Here is a 20,602-nt window from a genome sequence, read left to right as displayed (position 1 = left end):
GTCACATCAGGCTGGCGCGAGCAGTGTTAAATCGGACATCAGGCCCCGCCCGGTCCTCCCCCCGCCGGGCGGGGCTTTTTTGCGCAAGCCACATCAGCAGCCGTCATTCCGGGGCGCGCGAAGCGCGAGCCCGGAATCCATCGTGCCGCGCGTGAGGAGGAGAAATGGATTCCGGGCTCGCGCCAAGCGGCGCGCCCCGGAATGACAGCGGTGTTGGCCGCGCGGCCGCGCCTCAATCCTGGATCTTCGAGAAATCCGCCACCGCGCGCGTGGCGCTGCGGATCTCGTTGAGGAGCTTCAGGCGGTTCTCGCGCACCTTCGGATCGTCGTCGTTGACGCGCACCTTGTCGAAGAACGCATCGACCGGCGGACGCAGCTTTGCCATCGCGCTCATCGCCGCGGCAAAATCTTCCTTGGCCACGGCAGCGCTGGCTTCCGCCTTGACCTCGCCGATCGCCTTGGCCAGCGCCCTCTCCTCGCCAAGGCTGTAGAGCGCGGCATCGGGCGCGCCGTCGAAGCTGCGCTTATCCTTCTTCTCCTCGATCGAGAGGATGTTGCTGGCGCGCTTGGTGCCGGCGAGCAGGTTCTTGCCGTCATCGCTGTCGAGGAATTTTCCGAGTGCCTCGACGCGGCGGACGATCATCAGAAGATCGTCCTGACCGCCGAGCGCGAACACGGCATCGACGAGATCGTGCCGCGCGCCCTGCTCGCGGAGCTGTACTTTGAGGCGGTCGGCGAAGAAGGCGAGTAGGTCGCTCGGAAGCTTCGAGGCATCGGCCGGCTTCACCGACAAGCCGGCGAGCGCCGATCCCGCCACCTTCATGAGCGACAGACGCAGCGCGTTCTCGGCAATCAATCGGATCACACCGAGGGCTGCGCGCCGCAACGCATAGGGGTCCTTGCTGCCTGTCGGTTTCTCGTCGATCGTCCAGAAACCGACGAGCGTATCGATCTTGTCGGCGAGCGCCACGGCAACGCTGACCGGATCGGTCGGCACGCGATCGGCAGGGCCCTGCGGCTTGTAGTGCTCCTCACAGGCTGCGGCGACGGAGGCGTCCTCGCTCTGCGCAAGCGCGTAATACTTGCCCATCAGGCCCTGAACTTCCGGGAATTCGCCGACGACTTCGGTCAGCAAATCTGCCTTTGCCAGATGTGCGGCCCGCGTCGCCTTGGGACCGTCGGCGCCGACCAGCGGCGCGATCTCCGCGGCGAGGCGCTCGATACGCTTGATCCGCTCAGCCTGCGTTCCGAGCTTCTCGTGGAACACGATCTGCTCGAACTTCGGCAGCCGGTCCTCGAGCTTGGTCTTGAGGTCGGTCTCGTAGAAGAACTTCGCATCGCTCAGCCGCGCGCGGATCACGCGCTCGTTGCCGGCGATGATGGTCGCACCTCCATCGGTCGCGTCGATATTGGCGACCAGAATGAATTTATTGGCGAGCTTGCCCGTCTTCGGGTCGCGCACCACAAAACACTTCTGGTTGTTGCGGATGGTGGCGCGGATGACTTCGTCGGGCGTCTTCAAAAACTCCGGCTCGAACGAGCCCATCAGCACGATTGGCCATTCGACGAGACCGGCGACCTCGTCGAGCAGGTTCTGGTCCTCGACGAGCTCAAAACCTTGCGCGAAGGCGAGCTGCTTGGCGTCTGTGAGGATGGCGTCCTTGCGCCGTTCAGGATCGAGCACGACCTTGGCCTCGAGCAGCTTTGCCTCGTAGTCCTCGAAGCGGCGCACGGAGATCGGCGCCGGCGCGAGGAAGCGATGGCCGTAAGTGGTTTGGCCACTCTCGATGCCGTCGACCTCAAACTTCACGACATCGGGCTCTTCGGTCTCGAGTCCGAAGGTCGCGGTGATCGCATGCAGCGGACGCACCCAGTTCAGCGAGCCGGGCTTGCCGGAGCGCGCGCCCCAGCGCATCGATTTCGGCCAGGGGAAGGTGCGGATGATGACGGGCAGGACTTCCGCGAGCACGTTGATCGCGTCGCGGCCGGGCTTCTCGATCAAGCCGATGTAGAAATCACCCTTGGGGTCGCGCTGGATTTTTGCTTCGTCCAGCGACTTCAATCCAGTCGCCTTGAGAAAGCCCTGCACGGCCGCGTCGGGCGCTCCGACCTTGGGTCCGCGGCGCTCGGTCTTCAGATCAGGCTGGCGCGCAGGGATGCCGTGCACGGTGAGCGCAAGACGGCGCGGCGTCGCGAAGGCTTTTGCGCCCTCGTAGACCAGGCCTTCGGCAACCAGCTTGTCGGTGACCATGCGGCGCAGATCGTCGGCCGCCTTCGCCTGCATGCGCGCGGGGATTTCTTCCGAGAACAGTTCAAGCAAAAGGTCGGGCATCAGGCCGCTCCGCCCGCTTCAGTGTGGATCCACGCCTCGCCACAAGCTTTTGCCAGCTCGCGCACGCGCAGAATGTAGCTCTGCCGCTCGGTCACGGAGATCACGCCGCGGGCATCGAGCAGGTTGAAGACGTGGCTCGCCTTGATGCACTGGTCATAGGCCGGCAGCGCCATCAGATGCTCTTTGCGATTGCCTTCGCGCCAGCCGGCGTCGAGATATTTGCGGCAGGCCGCTTCCGCCATCTTGAACTGCTCGAACAGCATCCCGGTGTCAGCATGTTCGAAATTGTGCCGCGAATATTCCTGCTCGGCCTGCAGGAACACGTCGCCATAGGTGACCTTGGCCTCGCCCTCGCGACCGTTGAAGTTGAGGTCGTAGACGCGGTCGACGCCCTGCACATACATCGCAAGGCGCTCGAGCCCGTAGGTGAGCTCGCCCGCGACCGGCGCACATTCGAAGCCCGCGACCTGCTGGAAATAGGTGAACTGGCTGACTTCCATGCCGTCGCACCAGCACTCCCAACCAAGGCCCCAGGCGCCCAAGGTCGGGCTCTCCCAATCGTCCTCGACAAAGCGGATGTCGTGCACGGCGGAATCGATGCCGATCGCGGCGAGCGACTTCAGGTACAGCTCCTGAAGGTTCGGCGGCGAGGGCTTCATGATCACCTGGAACTGGTAATAGTGCTGCATCCGGTTCGGGTTCTCGCCGTAACGGCCGTCCTTCGGCCGGCGCGAGGGCTGCACATAGGCGGCATTCCAGGGCTTTGGCCCGAGCGCGCGCAGCGTGGTCGCCGGATGGAAGGTGCCCGCGCCCATCTCCATGTCGTAGGGCTGCAGGATCACGCAGCCCTGCTCGGCCCAGAACCGCTGGAGCGCGAGGATGAAGCCCTGGAACGAGCGTTCCGGGCGCATATGGGCGGGCAATGAGGCGTCCATCGTCAGATCAGGCTCTCGCGGGGGGTTTGAATCGCGCGGGACCGTATCGACGGCGGGGATGGGAATCAAGGCGAAGGGGTTAATTGGGCAGTCATTCCGGGGCGATGCGCAGCATCGAACCCGGAGTCTCGAGATTCCGGGTCCGCCCTACGGGCGTCCCGGAATGACGCTGCGTGTGAAGGTCAGCACCAATTAACCCGGCCGGTAAGCTCCGGTCACGGGGTCACGCTTCAGCGTCTGGATATCCCCCATGCGGGCGGCTTCAGTGACGCGCGACAGGCGCATCTCCTCCAGCTCCTGGTTGATCCGGACAGCGGTCTTGTAGGCCCAACGGACCACGGCAAGCCCGCCCAAGACGCCCGCGAAAGCGACGAACGGCGGCATCGGTCGATCCTCGTCTCATGCTCAGCCCCCACACGCATTGTTGCGCAGATGGACCCGCGCCGCAATTGGCGCCGCCCGGACGAAATGGCGCGGGAGCGCGAGCCCTAGAACCCGAATTTCGCCCAAATCGCCCGCGTCTCGACCGCCGAGATCAGCTCGTCCGGCAGCCCGGCCATTGACTCCAGGGCCGAAAGCTGCCCCGCGCCGGGCGATTTCCGGCCAAAAAGGCCGGACAGCAGCCCGGTTGGCTGGGCGATCACGGGGGTGAGAACCTTGTCGCCATAGCGGGCACGAAGAGTTGAGCGGAGATCGCCGATGCTGTCGGCGAGCCCCAGCGCGATCGCGCTATCCCCCGCCCAGTATTCACCCGTGAACAGCGCGTCGTCGGCTCCCTTTAGCCGGGCGCCGCGACTCTCCTTGACCAGCGAAATGAAGATCTGGTGGATCTCGCGCTGGATCGCCTTCAGCCTCATGACGTCATCCGGGTTTTCCGGAAGGAACGGGTCGAGCATCGCCTTGTGCTCGCCCGACGTGTAGAGGCGCCGCTCGATGCCGAGCCGCCTGATCGCCTCCTGAAAACCAAAACTGCCGCCGACCACGCCGATGGAGCCGAGGATCGAGGAGGGATCGCAGATGATCTCGTCGCCCGCGCAGGCGATCATGTAGCCGCCGGAGGCCGCAACGTCCTCGACGAACACGAGCACGGGCAGCTTCTTCTCCGCGGCGAGTTGCTTGATGCGCAAGTAGATCTGGCGCGACTGCACCGGCGAGCCGCCGGGCGAGTTGATCACCAGCGCCACCGCCTTGGCGTGCCGATAGGAAAACGCCCGCTCGAGCACCCGCGCGACGCCGGCAAGCGTCAGGCCCGGACGCAGCGGCGTCACCGCACCGATCACACCGGACAGCCGCACCACCGGCACGACCGCCGTGCCAGGACGAAACCGCGCCGGCAGATATTGCATGAGCTTGTCGGCCAGGCCGGAACTCTCACGATCGTTCAATTTTTCGGCCATGGCCTTACCTCTGGTTAACCATTTCTTATCACGCGAGTGTCATTGAAAGTGCCTGGAACGTGTTTTGCAGAATCCCCGTTGGGAAGCTGCAATAGGCAGCGGAAGGAAACGCCATGAAGATCTATCTGCTGTTGCTGCTGATCGGTGCGCTTTTCACCGCGATTCGCTTTACGTCCCCGCAAGAGCAGCAGACGGAATCGCTTCCGCAGTAAGTGGTCACGGCTCCCCCAGCGGCAACGCCGCCCTCCCCTCCAGAATATCCCTCACCTCTTTTTTGGGCAGATTTAACTCGTCGTTAAGCACGAGGCCCGGCAGCAATCGCGTCGGTGCCCGCCCGCCTTTGACTGCGCGCACCAACACGCGGATCGCGGGCTTTCCTGTTCCACCATGAACCGGCATGATCGCAAGGCTGCCGAATCCGCGTGACAGCGCTGCCATGACATCGCCGATTCCGTCCGCGCGCCAGATCAGGGTCAACACGCCGCTCGACCGGAGAATGCGCCGGGCTGCATGCACCCACGCATGCAGCGTCTCCTCCCTCGCCACATGCGCGGTGTGGCGCGCCTGATCCGGTGAGCCGCGATGGCGTGTGGGATCGTTGAAGGGCGGGTTCATCAATACGGCGTCGGCACTGTCGGGCAGGAGTCCGTTCGCGGCAAACGCCTGCGCGTCGGCGGTAACGTCGAGCACGATGGCCTCGGCGGCGATCGTGTTCGCGGCGGCGTTGGCCTGCGCGAGCTGCGCCAGTTCCGGATCGATCTCGACCAGGCTGAGCCTGATCCCCTCGACGCGCCGCGCAAGCGCGAGCCCCGCCGCGCCGACGCCGGCGCCAAGCTCGACCACGCGGTCACCCGCCTGGGCGTCGGTCGCCGCTGCGAGCAGGACGGCGTCATGCCCGGCGCGGTGGCCTGACCGCTTCTGCATCAAGCGCAACCGCCCGCCGAGAAACGCGTCCTCGGTAATATCCGCGGCCTCAATCATCGCCGCGCAGTTCGTGGCTGAGGCCTGCCTCGGTGAGGAGCGCCCTCGCCTCCTCGGCGTCGTCCTCATGAACCAGGATCCGCCGCGGCAAGATGCCGAGAGACCCCTCGATGATGCTCATGTTCTGGTCCAGCACCAGATGATGGATGTTGGCGCCGTCGAGCAGCGCGCCGATCGCCGACACCAGCACCATATCGTTGGTCCGAACCAGTTCACGCAAAACGGAGGTCTCCTGCCTGAAAGTGGCTAACGCGGCAAATGTCAATGGTTCCGCGGCCCTTGCCGCATCCGCCGCCAGTTTCTATTGTCTTTCCATCAGAATAGCCCTTCTGGGGCAAATATTGGAGACCGGCGTGGCCGTCATCGTACCTTTCGAAACTCCCGGCGCGTCGATCGAAGAGCTGGTTGCCCTTGTCGCCCCCGATATGGAGCGCGTCAATGCCACGATCCTGTCGCGGACTGGCTCCGACGTGACCATGATCCCGGAAGTGGCCAACCACCTGATCTCCTCCGGGGGCAAGCGGCTGCGCCCGATGCTGACGCTCGCCATGGCCAACCTCGCCGGCTACACCGGCGACGGCCATATCAAGTTAGCTGCCTCCGTCGAGTTCATGCACACCGCGACGCTCCTGCACGACGACGTCGTCGACGAGAGCGAGATGCGGCGCGGCAAGCTGTCGGCGCGCATGCTCTGGGGCAACGAGGCGAGCGTGCTGGTCGGCGACTTCCTGCTCGGCCAAGCCTTCCGCATGATGGTCGAGGTCGGCTCGCTGCGCGCGCTCGACATCCTCTCCGCGGCGGCCGCCACCATCGCCGAGGGCGAGGTGATGCAGCTCGCCGCCGCCAAGAACACCGCCACCACCGAGGACGAATATCTCGCCGTGATCCGCGGCAAGACCGCCGAATTGTTCGCCGCCGCCTGCGAGGTCGGCCCCGTGATCGCCAACCGCCCGAAGGCGGAGCAGACCGCGTGCCGCTCGGTCGGCATGAATCTCGGCATCGCCTTCCAACTCGTCGACGACGTGCTCGACTACGGCGGCAAGAGCGCCAAGCTCGGCAAGAACACCGGCGACGATTTCCGCGAAGGCAAGATCACGCTGCCCGTCGTGCTCGCCTTCCGCCGCGGCAACGACACCGAGCGCGCCTTCTGGATCCGCGCGCTCGAGCGCGGCGAGATCGGCGATTCCGATCTCGATCACGCCATCGGCCTTATGAACAAGCACCGCGCGCTGGAGGACACGCTGATCCGTGCCCAGCACTACGGCGCCATGGCCGTGGATGCGCTGGCGCTGTTCCCGCCCTCGCCGATGAAGAGCGCGCTGGAGCAGGTCGTGGCGTTTTGCTTGGCAAGATCGCATTAGGCGACTGACGCCCCTCTCGCTTCCGTACCGTTGTTGGTCCTGTCATCGCCGCGCAACGGCGAAGCCGTTGTCGCTGGAGGCGCGAGTGGCGCGATGCGTTGCATCGCGCCGGGAGCCCTGAAGGATGCACGGCAGAGCTGCAGCCGGGCCGTCGCCGTTCGAGGCTCGCCGAACAGGCGAGCAGGGTGACGGTGTTGGATAAGTGCGCGCTGCCTCGCCCCGTCATTGCGAGCGCAGCGAAGCAATCCAGCATGCCGCCGCGGAAACGGTCTGGATTGCTCGCTGCGCTCGCAATGACCGAGGGTGGCGCGAGATCACTGTTCGCCAACTCGCATTTCGAAACGCGGCCATAGCTCCGTGATCGCACAGATCACACACTGGCACCGGCCAGTAGTTACTTGCATTTTGCAAGTAACTACCCTACCTTACCCGCCATGCAGCCCAAATCCTCTTCCATCCTGGAATGCCCGGTCGGCCGCGCGGTGGAGACGGTCGGCGAATGGTGGAGCATCCTGATCCTGCGCGATGCGTTTCAGGGTGCGACCAAGTTCGACGAGTTCTCGCAAAGCCTCGGCATTGCGCCGAACATCCTGTCGCGGCGCCTCACGCACCTCACAGAGACCGGCATGTTCGTGCGTCGCCGCTATCAGGAGCGCCCGCCGCGCTACGAATATGTGCTGACGGACAAGGCGCGGGATTTCTTCCCGGTGATCGCTACGCTGCTCGCCTGGGGCAACAAGCATCTCGCGCCGAAGGGCGAATCCATCCTGCTGGCGAACCGGAGCGACGTCCGCCCGCTCGAGCCGATCGTGGTCGATGCCGCCGACAAGCGCCCGATCACGCTCGCCAATGCGGTCGTCGTCGCAGGTCCCCGCGCCAGCCGCGGCATGCGCGCACGGCTCGCTTCGCTCAAGGCCATGAACCCGGCCGTCGCGCCGGCTGGAGACTGACATGCGTCGTATCGTCGTGACGGGAATGGGCGCGGTGTCGCCGCTTGGCTGCGGCGTCGAACTGACGTGGCGGCGGCTGCTCGCCGGGCAAAGCGGGCTGCGCCCGTTGCCAGAATGGGCAGAGGCGCTGCCGGCGCGCATCGCAGGCCTCGTGCCCGACAAGACCGAAGATGACAAAGGCGGTTTTGATCCGGCGCAGGCTGCCGCACCCAAGGATCAGCGCAAGATGGACCGCTTCATCCTGTTTGCGCTGCTCGCCACGGCAGAAGCTGTCGGGCAAGCCCAATGGACGCCGCAGGACGCGAGCGCGCTGGAGCGCACCGCGACGATCATCGCTTCCGGGGTCGGCGGCTTTCCCGCCATGGCGGAGGCGGTGCGCATCACCGCGCAACGCGGCGCGCGCCGGCTGTCGCCGTTCACGATCCCCTCGTTCCTCGCCAATCTCGCCGCCGGCCACGTCTCGATCAAGTACGGCTACAAGGGCGCACTGGGCACGCCCGTCACGGCCTGCGCCGCCGGAGTGCAGGCGATCGGCGATGCCGCGCGCATGATCCGAGCGGGCGAAGCAGACGTTGCGATCTGCGGCGGCGCGGAGGCCTGCATCGACATCGTCAGCCTCGGCGGCTTTGCGGCGGCGCGCGCACTGTCGAGCGGCTTCAACGACGAGCCTGGGCGCGCCTCGCGTCCGTTCGATCGCAACCGCGACGGTTTCGTCATGGGCGAAGGCGCAGGCATCCTGGTGATCGAGGCGCTGGAGCATGCGCAGGCGCGCGGCGCGACGCCGATCGCCGAGATCGTCGGCTACGGCACGACTGCGGACGCCTATCACATGACGTCGGGCTCGCCCGATGGCGACGGCGCCCGCCGCGCGATGGAGATCGCGCTGCGGCAGGCCAAGCTTGCGCCCGCGGATGTGCAGCACCTCAACGCGCATGCGACCTCGACACCGGCCGGCGACGAGAGCGAGCTTGGCGCCATCGCTGCGCTGTTCGGCCGCAACCGCGGCATTGCGGTCAGCGCGACCAAATCGGCCACGGGTCATCTGCTCGGCGCCGCCGGCGGGCTGGAGGCGATCTTCACCGTGCTCGCTCTGCGCGACCAGATCGCGCCGCCCACGCTCAATCTCGAAAACCCTGATTCCAGCGCTGACGGCATCGATATTGTCGCAGGTAGCGCGCGACCGATGCCGATGCGGCATGCCATCTCCAACGGCTTCGGCTTCGGCGGCGTCAATGCCAGCGTGATCTTCCGCCGAATGGATTGAACGAAGGGCCTTGCAATCGCGATCCGCTGCGCTACGAAAACAGGATGATCGAAACGAATTTCTGGCTGTTCCTGGCCGCAGCTCTCCTCATTGCCGCCATTCCCGGCCCCGGCATTTTTTACGTCGCGGCGCGAACCTTGTCGGAGGGGCGTGCCAGCGGCTTTGCCTCGACCGCGGGCACGGCGTTGGGCGGATTGGTTCATGTGGTCGCGGGCAGCCTCGGCATCTCCGCCATCATCTTGGCGAGCGCGGAGCTGTTTGCCGCCGTGAAATTCGTGGGCGCGCTCTATCTGGTCTGGCTTGGCATCAAGACCTTTCGCAGTGCCGGCAGCAACCTGTCGCTTGGGAGCGAGCCCATCGGCGACAAGCGCGCGTTCCGCGACGGCGTGCTGGTCGAAGCACTGAATCCGAAGACCGCGGCGTTCTTCCTCGCCTTCATTCCTCAGTTTCTCGATCCATCGGAATCGAACCCGACGCTGCAATTCATCCTGCTGGGTGCGATCTCGGTGGCACTGAACACGCTCGCCGATGTCGTGGTGGTGCTGATGGCCTCCGCGACGCGCGCGCAGCTGACCGGACGGCCGCTTCTGATGCGTCGTCTCACGCAGGGCTCCGGCGTCTTCATCGCGAGCCTCGGCCTCTCGCTCGCCCTGGCGCGGCGGCCGGCAAATGGCTAGCGCCCCGCGAAGCCGCTTCTATGAATCGCACGGCCTGCGGCTGCACTACGCCGACTGGGGCAACGAGGGTGCACCCGTCGCCGTCCTGGTGCACGGCGGTCGCGATCATTGCCGCAGCTGGGATCACATCGCACGCTCGCTGCAACCGCATTTTCGCGTCGTCGCGCCCGACCTGCGTGGTCACGGCGATTCCGACTGGACGAAGGGCGGCAGCTACGCTCTCACCGAATATGTCTACGATCTCGCGCAGCTGGTTCGCACCTTCGGCACGCCTCAGGTCACCCTGATCGGCCATTCGATGGGCGGCATGGTGAGCCTGATCTTTTCGGGCGCATTCCCCGAACAGGTCACGAGCCTCGTCGTCCTCGACGGCGTGACCATGTTGCCCGGTGCACCGAAGCCGCCGGCGCATGAGCGCATCGGCAAATGGATCGGCCAGCTCGACAAGCTGCACGACCGCACCCCGCGCCGCTATGCGACGCTAGAAGACGCCGCTGCGCAGATGATGCTTCACAACAAGCGCCTCGCCCGCGACCTCGCGCTGCATCTCGCCACGCATGGCGCGCGGCAGAACGAGGACGGCAGCTACAGCTGGAAATTCGATCCCTATCAGCGCGTCTCTGCGCCGCACCGGCTCTGGCCCGACGATCACATCGAGCTGTGGTCGCGCATCACCTGTCCGACGCTGCTGCTCAATGCCGGCGAAAGCTTTCTGGCAGGCGCCAGGGCCGCGGGCCTGGAGCGGTACTTCCAGAACGCGCGCGTTAAGACCGTCGCCGGGGCGGGACACTGGCTGCAGCACGACAAGCCGCAGGAGGTGTTGGGTGAGATCCGGCGGTTTTTGGGGCTTGATGAGAGCGGAAGCGGCTAGCTCAAGGTGCCCGCATGCACCCACCAGCCGGGGCGATCGTGCCGGATCTTCTCGGCCGCGGCGTGCGCCTCGGCAGGCGCGCCGTAGATCGCAAAGCACGTCGCGCCCGAGCCGGACATGCGGGCGAGCTTGACCCCGGCGGAGGAGCGCAACGCGTCCAGCACCTCGCCGATCACAGGCTCGATCCGCAGCGCGGGCGCCTCGAGGTCGTTGGCCACCGTGTCGAGCACCTCGACCCAATCGGAAATGGAGGCGCCCTCCTCCGGCCAGGCCGGAGCGCGGATGACGTCGGTGACGCCGACCAGGAGCTCGCCGTTGCGCAGGCCCAGCGCCTGGAACACGTCCTTGGTGGCGACCGGCACGCGCGGATTGACCATGACGCAAGGCATGCTCGGCAGCGCGAGCGGCAGCAGCTGCTCGCCGACGCCGGTCATGTCGCAGGCGCGCGAGAGCAGGCACACCGGCACGTCGGCGCCGGTCGCGAGCGCGACCTTCTGAATGCGGGGGTCGTCCAGCGACAGATCGTTGAGACGCGCCAGGAGCCGCAACGCGGCCGCGGCATCCGCCGAACCGCCGCCGATGCCGGCGGCAACGGGGAGCACCTTGTCGAGCGCGAAGGCGCCCAGCTTCAGGTCAGGGACAGCCTCGGCAAGTAGCTTGGCGGCCTTGAGCACGAGATTGTCGGCATTATCGCCGCAGGCGGCAGCCAGCGGCCCGGTCGTGGTCAGCTTCAGCTCCCCGGCCGGCTCCAGTGTGAGCCGGTCGGCACAATCGGCAAACGCGACCACGCTTTCGAGATCATGATAGCCGTCGGCGCGACGGCCGACGACGCGAAGGCTCAAATTGACCTTCGCCCGCCCCTCTTCAATCAACGCCGACATTGGCGATCAGCCCCCAAAAGACTCATTTGTTTGCGCATGATCTGATCGGAAAACCGCTACACACTTTTCCGGATCATGCGCCTAGCTTAGCCGCCCTTGCCGTCGTCCTTCTTCTTCTCGGCCTGCGCCGCAGAAGAATTCGAATTGTCCTCGGTGAGACCGCCAGCGATCTTGGCCTCGATCTTCGGCAGCTCCTCCGGCTCGGGCTTGAGATCGCGCGCATGCGACCACTGGAATTTTGCCTCCAGCGTGCGGCCGACGCGCCAATAGGCGTCGCCGAGGTGATCGTTGATGGTGGGATCCTCGGGCTTGAGGTCGATCGCGCGCTCGAGGTTCTTCACCGCCTCCTCGTAATTGCCGATGCGGTAATAGGCCCAGCCGAGGGAATCGACGATGTAGCCGTCGTCGGGACGCTGCTCGACGGCACGCTTGATCATCTTCATGCCTTCGTCGAGATTCACGCCCTGGTCGATCCAGGAATAGCCGAGATAGTTGAGGACGTGCGGCTGGTCGGGTTGCAGCTCCAGCGCCTTCTTCATGTCGGCCTCGGCCTTGGCCCATTGCTTGGAGCGCTCCTCGCAGATGCCGCGATAATAGTACCAGACGCTGTTGGCCTTGTCGTTGCCGGGCGGCAGGACGTCGATGCCTTTCGAATAGGTCGCGCCACAATCGCCGAACCGCTTGCGGCCGCGCTCGATATTGCCGAGCGCCATGATGGCTTCGAGGTCCTTGGCATCCTCCGAGGTGACGCCCTTGAGGATCTTGATCGCCTCGTCGGTTCGGTCGGCGGAATCGAGGTCAATGGCGAGCTGGATCTGCGCGTTGCGCTTGAGCGGCGAGGTCGCGGGCACGCGCTCATAGACCTTGATCGCCATCTGCGGCCGCTTCACCGATTCATAGAGATCGGCGAGCGAGAGCAGCGCCAGCGGATGGCTCGGCTGCAGGTAGAGCGAGAGCTGGAGATAGACCAGTGCCAGATCCTCGCCGCCGCGGCGGGTCAGCGTCGCACCGATGCCGTAGAGTGCTTCGGCGGCACCTCCTTGCGCGGAATCGACCAGCGGCGGCATCTTCTTGCCGGCCTTGGTCTCCCGCAGGCCTTCCTGGATCAGCGGATGGCGTGCGAGTTTCTTGTCGAAGGCCTGGTAGACATTGGTGGCCGCGGCGGAATCCTTGTTGCGCGACAGCCAGCGCGCATAGGCCTCGGTCACGCGCAGCATGGAATCGTCGAGCTTGTAGGCGCGCTCGAAGCGGGTGCCGGCGTCCTTCTCCTTGCCGGAGAGCTCCAGGATCATGCCGGTGTGGAGGTCCTTGAACAGCGGATACCATTCCGGACCCGCCAGCTTGTCGATGGCGGCGACACCGCCCTTGGCATCGCCCGCACCATAAGCGGCCCAGCCCGACAGCAGCGTGGCGACGAGATCGGTGATCGGACCGCGGATCGACTGGTTGATGTTGGTCTGCGCCGCGACGTACTTCTTCAGCTTGAGATCGTGCACGCCGACCACGAGACGCGCGACGCGATTGGTCTTGTCAATGGTGAGGATGCGCTCGGCGAGCTTGACTGCCTCGTCGATGTCGCCGTCGGCGACCGACGAGATGAAGGCACGGTCGAGCAGCTCGTTGTTCTTGGGATCGGTGCGAAGCGCCGAACGGTAGAATGCGGCGGCCGAGGCCGCGTCGCGCTCGACGCTGGCGTGACGGGCGGCGAGATAGCTGCCGGCGCCGGTGAGCGACTTCAGATCGTTTCGCGTCGGAAACTGCGCCGCCGTGTTCTCCGGATGATCCGGCGTCTGCGCCAGGACCGTGCCGGGGACCGTCGCAATCGCGGTGCCCATGAGGGCGATGGCGGCAGCAGTCCAGCGGTTGAAACGATTTGAAAACATCAGGGCTCGCCTTGAGTTGGGTGGTGCCTGGGTTTGCAGCAAAAGGCCGGGTCGCGCGCGAACGCGGCCGGTGATATCCGGACCCGGAACCGTCGGGCCGACAATGCCGCTTTTGGCGCTTCGCCGCAAGGATTCGGACCGGGAAGATCCCCTCCGCCGCCCAAACCGGCCGAATGAATCCGCCAAGAGAGCCCAAGACGCCGCTACTATGGCCTTATCGTGGCCGCGGCGGGTCGCCGCAGCCTGGTCCTCACGGGAACGTGCGCCTTTTCACCCCTGCGATGCGCCCTCACATCGCCTCGTAGTTCGGGCCGCCGCCACCCTCCGGCGGAACCCAGGTGATGTTGCCGTTGGGATCCTTCACGTCGCAGGTCTTGCAGTGGACGCAGTTCTGGGCGTTGATCTGGAAGCGCGGACCGGAGCCCTCCTCGATCCATTCGTAGACGCCGGCCGGGCAGTAGCGATTCGAGGGACCGGCGAAGACGTCGTGCTCGGAGCTCTTCTGGAGGTTCATGTCGGTAACCTTCAGATGGATCGGCTGGTCCTCTTCATGATTGGTGTTGGACAAAAACACCGAGGACAGCTTGTCGAACGTGATCTTGCCGTCGGGCTTCGGGTAGTTCCTGGGCGCGTGGCTCTTGGCCGGATCGAGCGTGGCGCGATCGGGCTTGACGTGCGACTGCGTGCCAAATAGCGAGGCGCCGAACAGCGTGTTGCACCACATGTCGAAGCCGCCCAGCGCGACGCCGAGCACGGTACCGAACTTCGACCACAATGGCTTGACGTTGCGGACCAGGAACAGGTCCTTGCCGACCGATGAGGAGCGCCAGGCGTTCTCGTATTCGACGAGCTCGTCATTGGCGCGGTCGGCGGCGAGCGCGGCCGCAACATGTTCGGCAGCCAGCATGCCGGTGCCCATCGCATTGTGCACGCCCTTGATGCGCGGCACGTTGACGAAGCCGGCCGCGCAGCCGATCAGCGCGCCTCCGGGGAAGCTCAGCTTCGGCACCGACTGATAGCCGCCCTCGGTGATCGCGCGTGCGCCGTAAGCGAGCCGCTTGGCGCCTTCGAAGGTGCCGCGGATCGAGGGATGGGTCTTGAAGCGCTGGAATTCGTCGAACGGGGATAGATAGGGATCGTCGTAATTCAGATGCACGACGAAGCCGACGGCGACGAGATTGTCGTCATAATGATAGAGGAACGAGCCGCCGCCGGTCTTCATGTCGAGCGGCCAGCCGAACGAATGCTGGATCAAGCCCTTCTGGTGCTTGGTGGGATCGATCTGCCAGACTTCCTTGAGGCCGATACCGAACTTGGGCGGCTCGGCCTTGGCATCAAGTGCGAACTTGTTGATGAGTTGCTTGGTCAGGCTGCCGCGGGCACCTTCGGCGAACAACGTATACTTGCCCAGCAATTCCATGCCGCGGGTGAAGGAATCCTTCGGCTTGCCGTCGCGGCCGATGCCCATGTCGCCGGTGGCGATGCCCTTGACCTTGCCGTCCTCGTCATAGAGCACTTCGGCCGCCGCAAAGCCCGGATAGATCTCGACGCCGAGCGCCTCGGCCTTGCGCGCCAGCCAACGGCAGACGTTGCCGAGCGAGCCGATGTAGCAGTGATGATTGTCCATCAGCGGCGGCATCATGAAGTTCGGCAGCTTGATCGCACCGCCAGCCGTCATCCAGTAGAAGCGGTCGTCCTTCACCTGCGTCTTCAGGGGACAATCGGCATCCTCGCGCCAGTCCGGGATCAGCTTGTCGAGGCCGGCCGGATCGATCACGGCGCCGGAGAGAATGTGCGCGCCGACCTCGGAGCCTTTCTCCACGACGACGACGTTGAGATCGGCGTTGAGCTGCTTCAGCCGGATCGCGGCCGACAGACCCGAGGGGCCGGCGCCGACGATGACGACGTCGAATTCCATGGATTCGCGCGGGGGAAGTTCTTCGGTGCTCATCTGATCTCAGCCCTTGAGACGGTCCTCGGTCGTTTGCGCCCCCTTGTTTCCGATTTTTCCGGGTAGGACAACCTCGGAATCGCGTTCCGCCAGGATGCAAGGCCTCCTTAGGTGATATAGATATAAAAGTCAGACTTTCCCATGATCCCCGAACCCGCACCCACCGTCCGAGAGCTGCTCGCCTTCTATCTGGAGGCCGGTGTCGATTGCGCGCTTGCGGAGGAGCCGATAGACCGCCTGGCGGAAATCGATGCGCCGCCACCCACGCCGCGCGCGGCTCCGCCCGCGGAGGCGCCGCGCCCCGTCGCCGCGCCCGCGGTCATGCGCGGCGAAGCGGCGCCTGCACCGGAGGTCGCCATCGCCTCGGCGCGCGAGGCCGCGCGCACCGCGCCGAGCCTGGAGGCGCTGCGCGAGCTGATGCAGAATTTCGAGGGCTGCGCGTTGAAGCACACTGCGACACGGCTGGTGTTTGCCGACGGCAATCCGCAGGCGCGCATCATGTTCGTCGGCGAGGCGCCCGGCCGCGACGAGGACATCGAGGGACTGCCCTTCGTCGGGCGCAGCGGCAAGCTGCTCGATCTGATGATCGGAGCCATCGGCCTCAACCGCAGCACCGCCTACATCGCCAACGTCATTCCCTGGCGGCCGCCCGGCAACCGCACGCCGACGCCGCAGGAGACGCAAATCTGCCTGCCCTTCATCCAGCGCCAGATCGAGCTGGTGAACCCGGACGTGCTGGTGACGCTCGGCAATCCCTCGACACAGACGCTGCTGGGAACGCGCGAAGGTATCATGCGCACGCGCGGGCGCTGGTTCGACTACGACACCGGCCAGCGGGTGATCCGGGCGCTGCCGACGTTTCACCCGGCCTATCTCTTGCGCTCGCCGGCGTACAAGCGGCTGGCCTGGCAGGATCTGCGGGCGATCGCGAAGGCGCTGGCGCAAGGCGTCGTGTAACCACACTCACGCCGTCATTCCGGGGCTCGCGAAGCGAGAGCCCGGAATCCATCGAGCGGCAGAGTCAGCCGATGAATGGATTCCGGGCTCGCGGCTCCGCCGCGCCCCGGAATGACACTGACCTACGCCCCCTTCGGCCGCACGATGGCCCAGCCGATGCGCAACAGCTGCTGGCGGCCGGTCACCAGCCATTCGAATGCGCGCGGGACTTCCGGCACGATGCCGGGGAAGCGCTTGAGGATCTCCGGCGGCGGTGTTCCGGCAGTGTCGGAGGCGCGCCAGACCACGACGCCGCCGGTCTCGCTGAACTTGATCTGGTTCATCCACGGCGTACGCGTGGGGTCGGCGTCGATGAACAGATGCGGCCGGCCGGAATGCAGCGCGATCAGGCTGGCGAGTTGGGTCTCGCCGGCAACCGCCCGCAGGCGAAGGTTGGTGCGGCGGGCGAAGCTCTCGTCGAAGAAGTCCGAGATCGCGCGCGCCGGCATCGAGGTCGCAATTTCGTTGGCGCCTGTCCAGGGCAGGAACAGGACGGCGAGCACCACGCCGGCGGCCGGCGCGGCAACGGCGGCGGCCCAGACCATGCGCAGCATGCGCGCGCGGCGCATCGCAATGAGATCGCCGGCCGCGACGACCACGGCAAGCCCCGACATGATCAGCACGACACCGGGGCCGCCGACGACCGAATCGAGCCCGAGCAGGCCGGAGATCAGCACCGCGCCGAATGGCAGGGCGAACGCGAAGAAATAGACGAAGTTGCGCGCGAGCGGCTCGACCGGCGGGCGGTAGATGATCGGCGGCTCCTCGCCCTTGCCGGCGAACATTCCGGTGTTGAGAAAGGTCAGCGCCGGGATCGCAGCCGCCCCGAGCACGAGCCCACCGAGCAGCCAGGCCGCATGCAGCGCGCGGGCGCTGAGCTCGGCGGTTTGCGGCAAGGCCGGCCAGGTCAGCGTCTCGGCACGCATCAGCCAGACCGCATAGGGCAGCGCCAGCACGGCGACGACGATCAGCGCGAACAACGGATCGAGCCCGCGCAACGTCCGGCGGCCACCGGCGGTCGAAACCGCGAAGACGACGATCAGCAGCAGCAGGAAGATCGCGGCGGGCGTCGTCAGCAGCAGGAGGCCGGCTTCGATCGACCAGCCGAACCAGGCATTGCCACGGCGCTGGCCGATGATCTGCCAGGAGTGCAGCAGCAAGAGCGCCCAGAGCGGCCGCGCCAGGATCAGCGGGCCGAAGTCCAGCGCCGAGGAGGAGAAGGCCAACACCGTCATGGTCAGGAGGACGGCGAGCACCGCCTGCTGCGAGCCGACGACGGCACGCGAGAGATGATACAGCGCGATGAAGGTCGCGATCTCGCAGAGCTCGGCAAGCACATAGACGCCGAGCATGTGGCCGCCGGCGGCGCGATAGGCGATGTCGGCGAGCCAGACCGCGAGCGGCGGGCCGAGATCGGTACCGACCTGGTATTCCCTGCCGAAGGCCAGAAGGGTCGCGAGAGTGCCGGGCGGGCTGCGGTAGAACGCCAGCGCCACGAACAGCCACATCGCGGCCTGGAGCAGCACCGCAATCCAAACGATCAGCCGCGGCCGGGCGCGAATGAGCTCGATGACCAGGGAGGTAAACCGCATGCAACGTCCGAAGGTGCAGCCAACCCGTCCAGCCGGCCCTATTCGCTCACGCCTATTTTGATAAAGGGCGCTGCACGTCGTGGCAACGATGGTTTACTCGTCATGCCCGGGCTTGTGCCGGGCATCCACGTTCTTCGTGCCGCGGGTGAGACGTGGATGGCCGGGTCAAGCCCGGCCATGACGGATTAGAAGGCTGGAGAGGGATCAGCTAGAGATTCGCGGAGGCATCGATTCCGATGGCCTCCTCCACCTGCACCTCGACCTCGGTGACCGAGAACAAGTCCTGCACCGGCTCGACGGTCCAGGGCATGTGCTTGGCGCGGGCGGCGGCGACGGGGGCGAAGAAGCTGCGGTGGTGGATGGAGGGGCCGAGGCGATCGAGCGCGTCGAGATGCTCGGGCACGGCGTAGCCCTTGTGCTGCTCGAAGCCGTAGCCGGGGCAGTCCTGCGCCAGCGCACACATCAGCCGGTCCCGGGTGACCTTGGCGACGATGGAGGCCGCGGCAATCGAGAGCACGATACCGTCGCCGCCGATCACGGCTTCGCAATCGCACGCGGTGTCGAGCCGGTCGCGGCCGTCGACGAAGACATGCCTGGGCGCCTCGGGCAGGGCCACCACGGCCCGCTTCAACGCCCACAGCGAGGCACGCAGGATGTTGTCGCGGTCGATTCGCGCCGGCGACGCGACCGCGACCGAGACCTGCGCGGTGGCGCAGATCTTGTCGAACAGCTTTTCGCGCTCCTCGGCGGTCAGGCGCTTGGAATCGTCGATGCCGCGCGGAATGCGGTCGGGATCGAGAATCACCGCGGCGGCCACCACGGGCCCGGCGAGAGGGCCGCGGCCAGCCTCGTCGCAGCCCGCGACCGGCCAGACGCCGCGCTTGATCAGCGCGCGCTCGCGGCGGAAGCTGGGGGGAGCGACGGCGATAATGCCTTTCTTGCCGGCAGCAACCTTCGCAACCGTGACTACAGGCGTCTTGGCCACAGGTGCTTTAGGCGCAGCCTTGTTCGCGGCCCGCTTCTTGGGCGCGTCTTTGGCTGAGGTGTTGGCGGACTTGTCCCGAATCATGCCCGGGATCGTGCGCCAGGGGGCTTCGCCAGCGCAACCGGGAACCCAGGATATTCCCGTTATTCAGGTCGCCCACCTGCCCGCCGCCAATCAGAACAGGCTGAGCTGATCGCCGTTCCGCTTCGGCCGCGCAAAGTGGTCCGTCGTCAGCTTGGAGCGCCGCTTGTTGAGACCGAGCCTGTCGCAGGCGATCTCGAAACGGCGGCCGATGGTCCAGGCCATCGGTCCGGTGCCCTTCATCCGCTCGCCCCATTTGGCGTCGTAATCGCGCCCACCCCGCATGTCGCGGATCAGGGTAAAGACGTGGCGATAGCGGTCCGGATAATTCGCCATCAGCCATTCGCGGAAGAGATCGCGCACCTCCAGCGGCAGCCGCAGCAGCACATAGGCGGCTTCCTTGACGCCGGCATGGGCGGCGGCATCGAGGATGCGCTCGATCTCGGAATCGTTCAGTGCCGGGATCACGGGCGCGACCATCACCGTGGTGGGAATGCCGGCCCCCGAGAGCTGCTTCAGCGCCTCCAGCCGCTTCGGCGGGGTCGAGGCGCGCGGCTCCATCGTGCGCGCCAGCTTCGGATCGAGCGAGGTGACCGAGATCGCGACCTTGGCGAGGTTGCGCTTGGCCATCCGCTGGAGAATGTCGATGTCGCGCACGACCAGCGCCGATTTGGTGACGATGCCGACGGGATGCGAGGTGCGCTCCAGCACCTCCAAAATGCCGCGCATGATTTTGCGCTCGCGCTCGATCGGCTGGTAGGGATCGGTGTTGGTGCCGATCGCGATCATCCGCGGCTCGTAGCCTGGGGCGGCAAGCTCCTTCTCGAGCAGCGAAGGCGCGTCGGGCTTGACGAACAGCTTGGATTCGAAATCGAGCCCGGGCGACAGACCTAGATAGGCGTGGGTCGGGCGCGCGAAGCAATAGACGCAGCCGTGCTCGCAGCCGCGATACGGATTGATCGAGCGGTCGAAGCCGATGTCGGGGGAATCGTTGCGGGTGATCACCTTGCGCGAGGTGTCGATGGCGATACTCGTCTTGAACGGCGGCAGCTCGTCCAGGCTCTGCCAGCCGTCATCGAACGCGACTCGCGCCTCGGCCTCGTAGCGGCCGCTGGCGTTGGATTGTGCGCCCCGCCCTCGCCTGCGCGCGCGGTCGATGGCGACGCCAAGCTCGGGGAAATCTGAAGGCGCACCCGCCGGCTCGGAGGGCGCCGTGACCGGCGGGTGCTTGAGAGCATGAGAGGATGCTGGACTCATGCAGCCAAGATAGCATGACACAGGAACAAATCAAGAACACAAACAAAAAACGTGAAAACAACCCCATGCACAGTAGAGCTGCCCAAACTTCGCGCGCCCGCCTTTGACCTCACGCAACACCCGCGTCACGCCCATCCCGTTTCATGCGCGACGGATCGATCGCCCCGGAACCGGGTTGGTGACGATCGCTAAGTGAAGGTCGGCAGGA

The 20,602-nt window shown here is 65.9% G+C and carries 18 protein-coding genes; 6 read left to right on the top strand and 12 right to left on the bottom strand.

Annotated elements, in window-relative coordinates:
• Positions 1-232 precede the first annotated feature (232 nt).
• The 6 genes from glyS to HZZ16_RS15915 all read right to left on the bottom strand — a co-directional run bounded on the left by glyS (position 233) and on the right by HZZ16_RS15915 (position 5,865).
• Positions 233-2,332 (bottom strand): glycine--tRNA ligase subunit beta, encoded by a 2,100-nt coding sequence (gene glyS / locus HZZ16_RS15940; protein ID WP_197949390.1) that lies wholly within the window; start codon positions 2,330-2,332, stop codon positions 233-235.
• On the bottom strand, positions 2,332-3,267 hold the full coding sequence (locus HZZ16_RS15935) for a glycine--tRNA ligase subunit alpha (RefSeq protein ID WP_197949389.1): 936 nt from the start codon (positions 3,265-3,267) through the stop codon (positions 2,332-2,334). The genes glyS and HZZ16_RS15935 overlap by 1 nt, the downstream gene beginning before the upstream one ends.
• 192 nt (positions 3,268-3,459) lie before the next feature.
• Positions 3,460-3,651 carry a hypothetical protein gene (locus HZZ16_RS15930; protein WP_061878481.1) on the bottom strand — a complete coding sequence of 64 codons (192 nt, stop codon included), beginning with the start codon at positions 3,649-3,651 and terminating at the stop codon, positions 3,460-3,462.
• 104 nt (positions 3,652-3,755) lie between these two features.
• Entirely contained in the window at positions 3,756-4,664 is a 909-nt protein-coding gene (locus tag HZZ16_RS15925) for a S49 family peptidase (protein ID WP_197949388.1), read from the bottom strand.
• A 216-nt stretch (positions 4,665-4,880) separates the two neighbouring features.
• Entirely contained in the window at positions 4,881-5,645 is a 765-nt protein-coding gene (locus HZZ16_RS15920) for a tRNA1(Val) (adenine(37)-N6)-methyltransferase (RefSeq protein WP_197949387.1), read from the bottom strand.
• Positions 5,638-5,865, bottom strand: coding sequence for a putative signal transducing protein (locus HZZ16_RS15915; protein ID WP_008562067.1), 228 nt, complete (start codon positions 5,863-5,865; stop codon positions 5,638-5,640). Before HZZ16_RS15915 ends, HZZ16_RS15920 begins: the two co-directional genes overlap by 8 nt.
• Before the next feature lie 133 nt (positions 5,866-5,998).
• On the opposite strand from HZZ16_RS15915, the gene HZZ16_RS15910 reads away from it, so the two are divergent.
• From HZZ16_RS15910 to HZZ16_RS15890, 5 genes are all read left to right on the top strand, one after another.
• On the top strand, positions 5,999-7,006 hold the full coding sequence (locus HZZ16_RS15910) for a polyprenyl synthetase family protein (RefSeq protein ID WP_036006386.1): 1,008 nt from the start codon (positions 5,999-6,001) through the stop codon (positions 7,004-7,006).
• Between the two features lie 434 nt (positions 7,007-7,440).
• Positions 7,441-7,956 carry a winged helix-turn-helix transcriptional regulator gene (locus HZZ16_RS15905; protein ID WP_197949386.1) on the top strand — a complete coding sequence of 172 codons (516 nt, stop codon included), beginning with the start codon at positions 7,441-7,443 and terminating at the stop codon, positions 7,954-7,956.
• Position 7,957: 1 nt separating this feature from the next.
• Positions 7,958-9,220, top strand: a complete 1,263-nt coding sequence (gene fabF, locus HZZ16_RS15900; RefSeq protein ID WP_197949385.1) for a beta-ketoacyl-ACP synthase II — start codon at positions 7,958-7,960, stop codon at positions 9,218-9,220.
• 44 nt (positions 9,221-9,264) lie between these two features.
• Entirely contained in the window at positions 9,265-9,897 is a 633-nt protein-coding gene (locus HZZ16_RS15895) for a LysE family translocator (protein ID WP_197949384.1), read from the top strand.
• Positions 9,890-10,768, top strand: coding sequence for an alpha/beta fold hydrolase (locus HZZ16_RS15890; RefSeq protein ID WP_197949383.1), 879 nt, complete (start codon positions 9,890-9,892; stop codon positions 10,766-10,768). The genes HZZ16_RS15895 and HZZ16_RS15890 overlap by 8 nt, the downstream gene beginning before the upstream one ends.
• Here HZZ16_RS15890 and HZZ16_RS15885 read toward each other — a convergent pair.
• The 3 genes from HZZ16_RS15885 to HZZ16_RS15875 form a co-directional block, all read right to left on the bottom strand.
• Positions 10,765-11,649: a 4-(cytidine 5'-diphospho)-2-C-methyl-D-erythritol kinase gene (locus tag HZZ16_RS15885; protein WP_197949382.1), complete on the bottom strand. Its 885-nt coding sequence runs from the start codon at positions 11,647-11,649 to the stop codon at positions 10,765-10,767. The genes HZZ16_RS15890 and HZZ16_RS15885 overlap by 4 nt on opposite strands.
• An 86-nt stretch (positions 11,650-11,735) precedes the next feature.
• Positions 11,736-13,532, bottom strand: coding sequence for a tetratricopeptide repeat protein (locus HZZ16_RS15880; RefSeq protein ID WP_197949381.1), 1,797 nt, complete (start codon positions 13,530-13,532; stop codon positions 11,736-11,738).
• A 289-nt stretch (positions 13,533-13,821) separates the two neighbouring features.
• The gene (locus HZZ16_RS15875; protein ID WP_197949380.1) at positions 13,822-15,483 is read right to left on the bottom strand and encodes an electron transfer flavoprotein-ubiquinone oxidoreductase; all 1,662 of its coding nucleotides are present in this window, start codon (positions 15,481-15,483) and stop codon (positions 13,822-13,824) included.
• 141 nt (positions 15,484-15,624) lie between these two features.
• Between HZZ16_RS15875 and HZZ16_RS15870 the strand changes: the two genes are divergently transcribed.
• The gene (locus HZZ16_RS15870) at positions 15,625-16,440 is read left to right on the top strand and encodes a uracil-DNA glycosylase (protein WP_197949379.1); all 816 of its coding nucleotides are present in this window, start codon (positions 15,625-15,627) and stop codon (positions 16,438-16,440) included.
• A 122-nt stretch (positions 16,441-16,562) separates the two neighbouring features.
• Here the strand turns inward: HZZ16_RS15870 and HZZ16_RS15865 are convergent, their stop codons facing one another.
• The 3 genes from HZZ16_RS15865 to HZZ16_RS15855 form a co-directional block, all read right to left on the bottom strand.
• The gene (locus HZZ16_RS15865) at positions 16,563-18,071 is read right to left on the bottom strand and encodes a glycosyltransferase family 39 protein (protein ID WP_197949378.1); all 1,509 of its coding nucleotides are present in this window, start codon (positions 18,069-18,071) and stop codon (positions 16,563-16,565) included.
• A gap of 208 nt (positions 18,072-18,279) precedes the next feature.
• Complete coding sequence (gene rnhB, locus HZZ16_RS15860; RefSeq protein ID WP_197949377.1) at positions 18,280-19,140, bottom strand: ribonuclease HII; 861 nt, start codon at positions 19,138-19,140, stop codon at positions 18,280-18,282.
• 90 nt (positions 19,141-19,230) lie between these two features.
• On the bottom strand, positions 19,231-20,394 hold the full coding sequence (locus HZZ16_RS15855) for a PA0069 family radical SAM protein (RefSeq protein WP_197949376.1): 1,164 nt from the start codon (positions 20,392-20,394) through the stop codon (positions 19,231-19,233).
• Between the last annotated feature and the right edge of the window lie 208 nt (positions 20,395-20,602).

The sequence above is a fragment of the Bradyrhizobium glycinis genome, from assembly GCF_016031655.1.
Taxonomy (GTDB): domain Bacteria; phylum Pseudomonadota; class Alphaproteobacteria; order Rhizobiales; family Xanthobacteraceae; genus Bradyrhizobium; species Bradyrhizobium glycinis.
The sequence above is the reverse complement of the archived record's forward strand: the minus strand, read 5'-3'. Positions and strand labels throughout refer to the sequence as shown.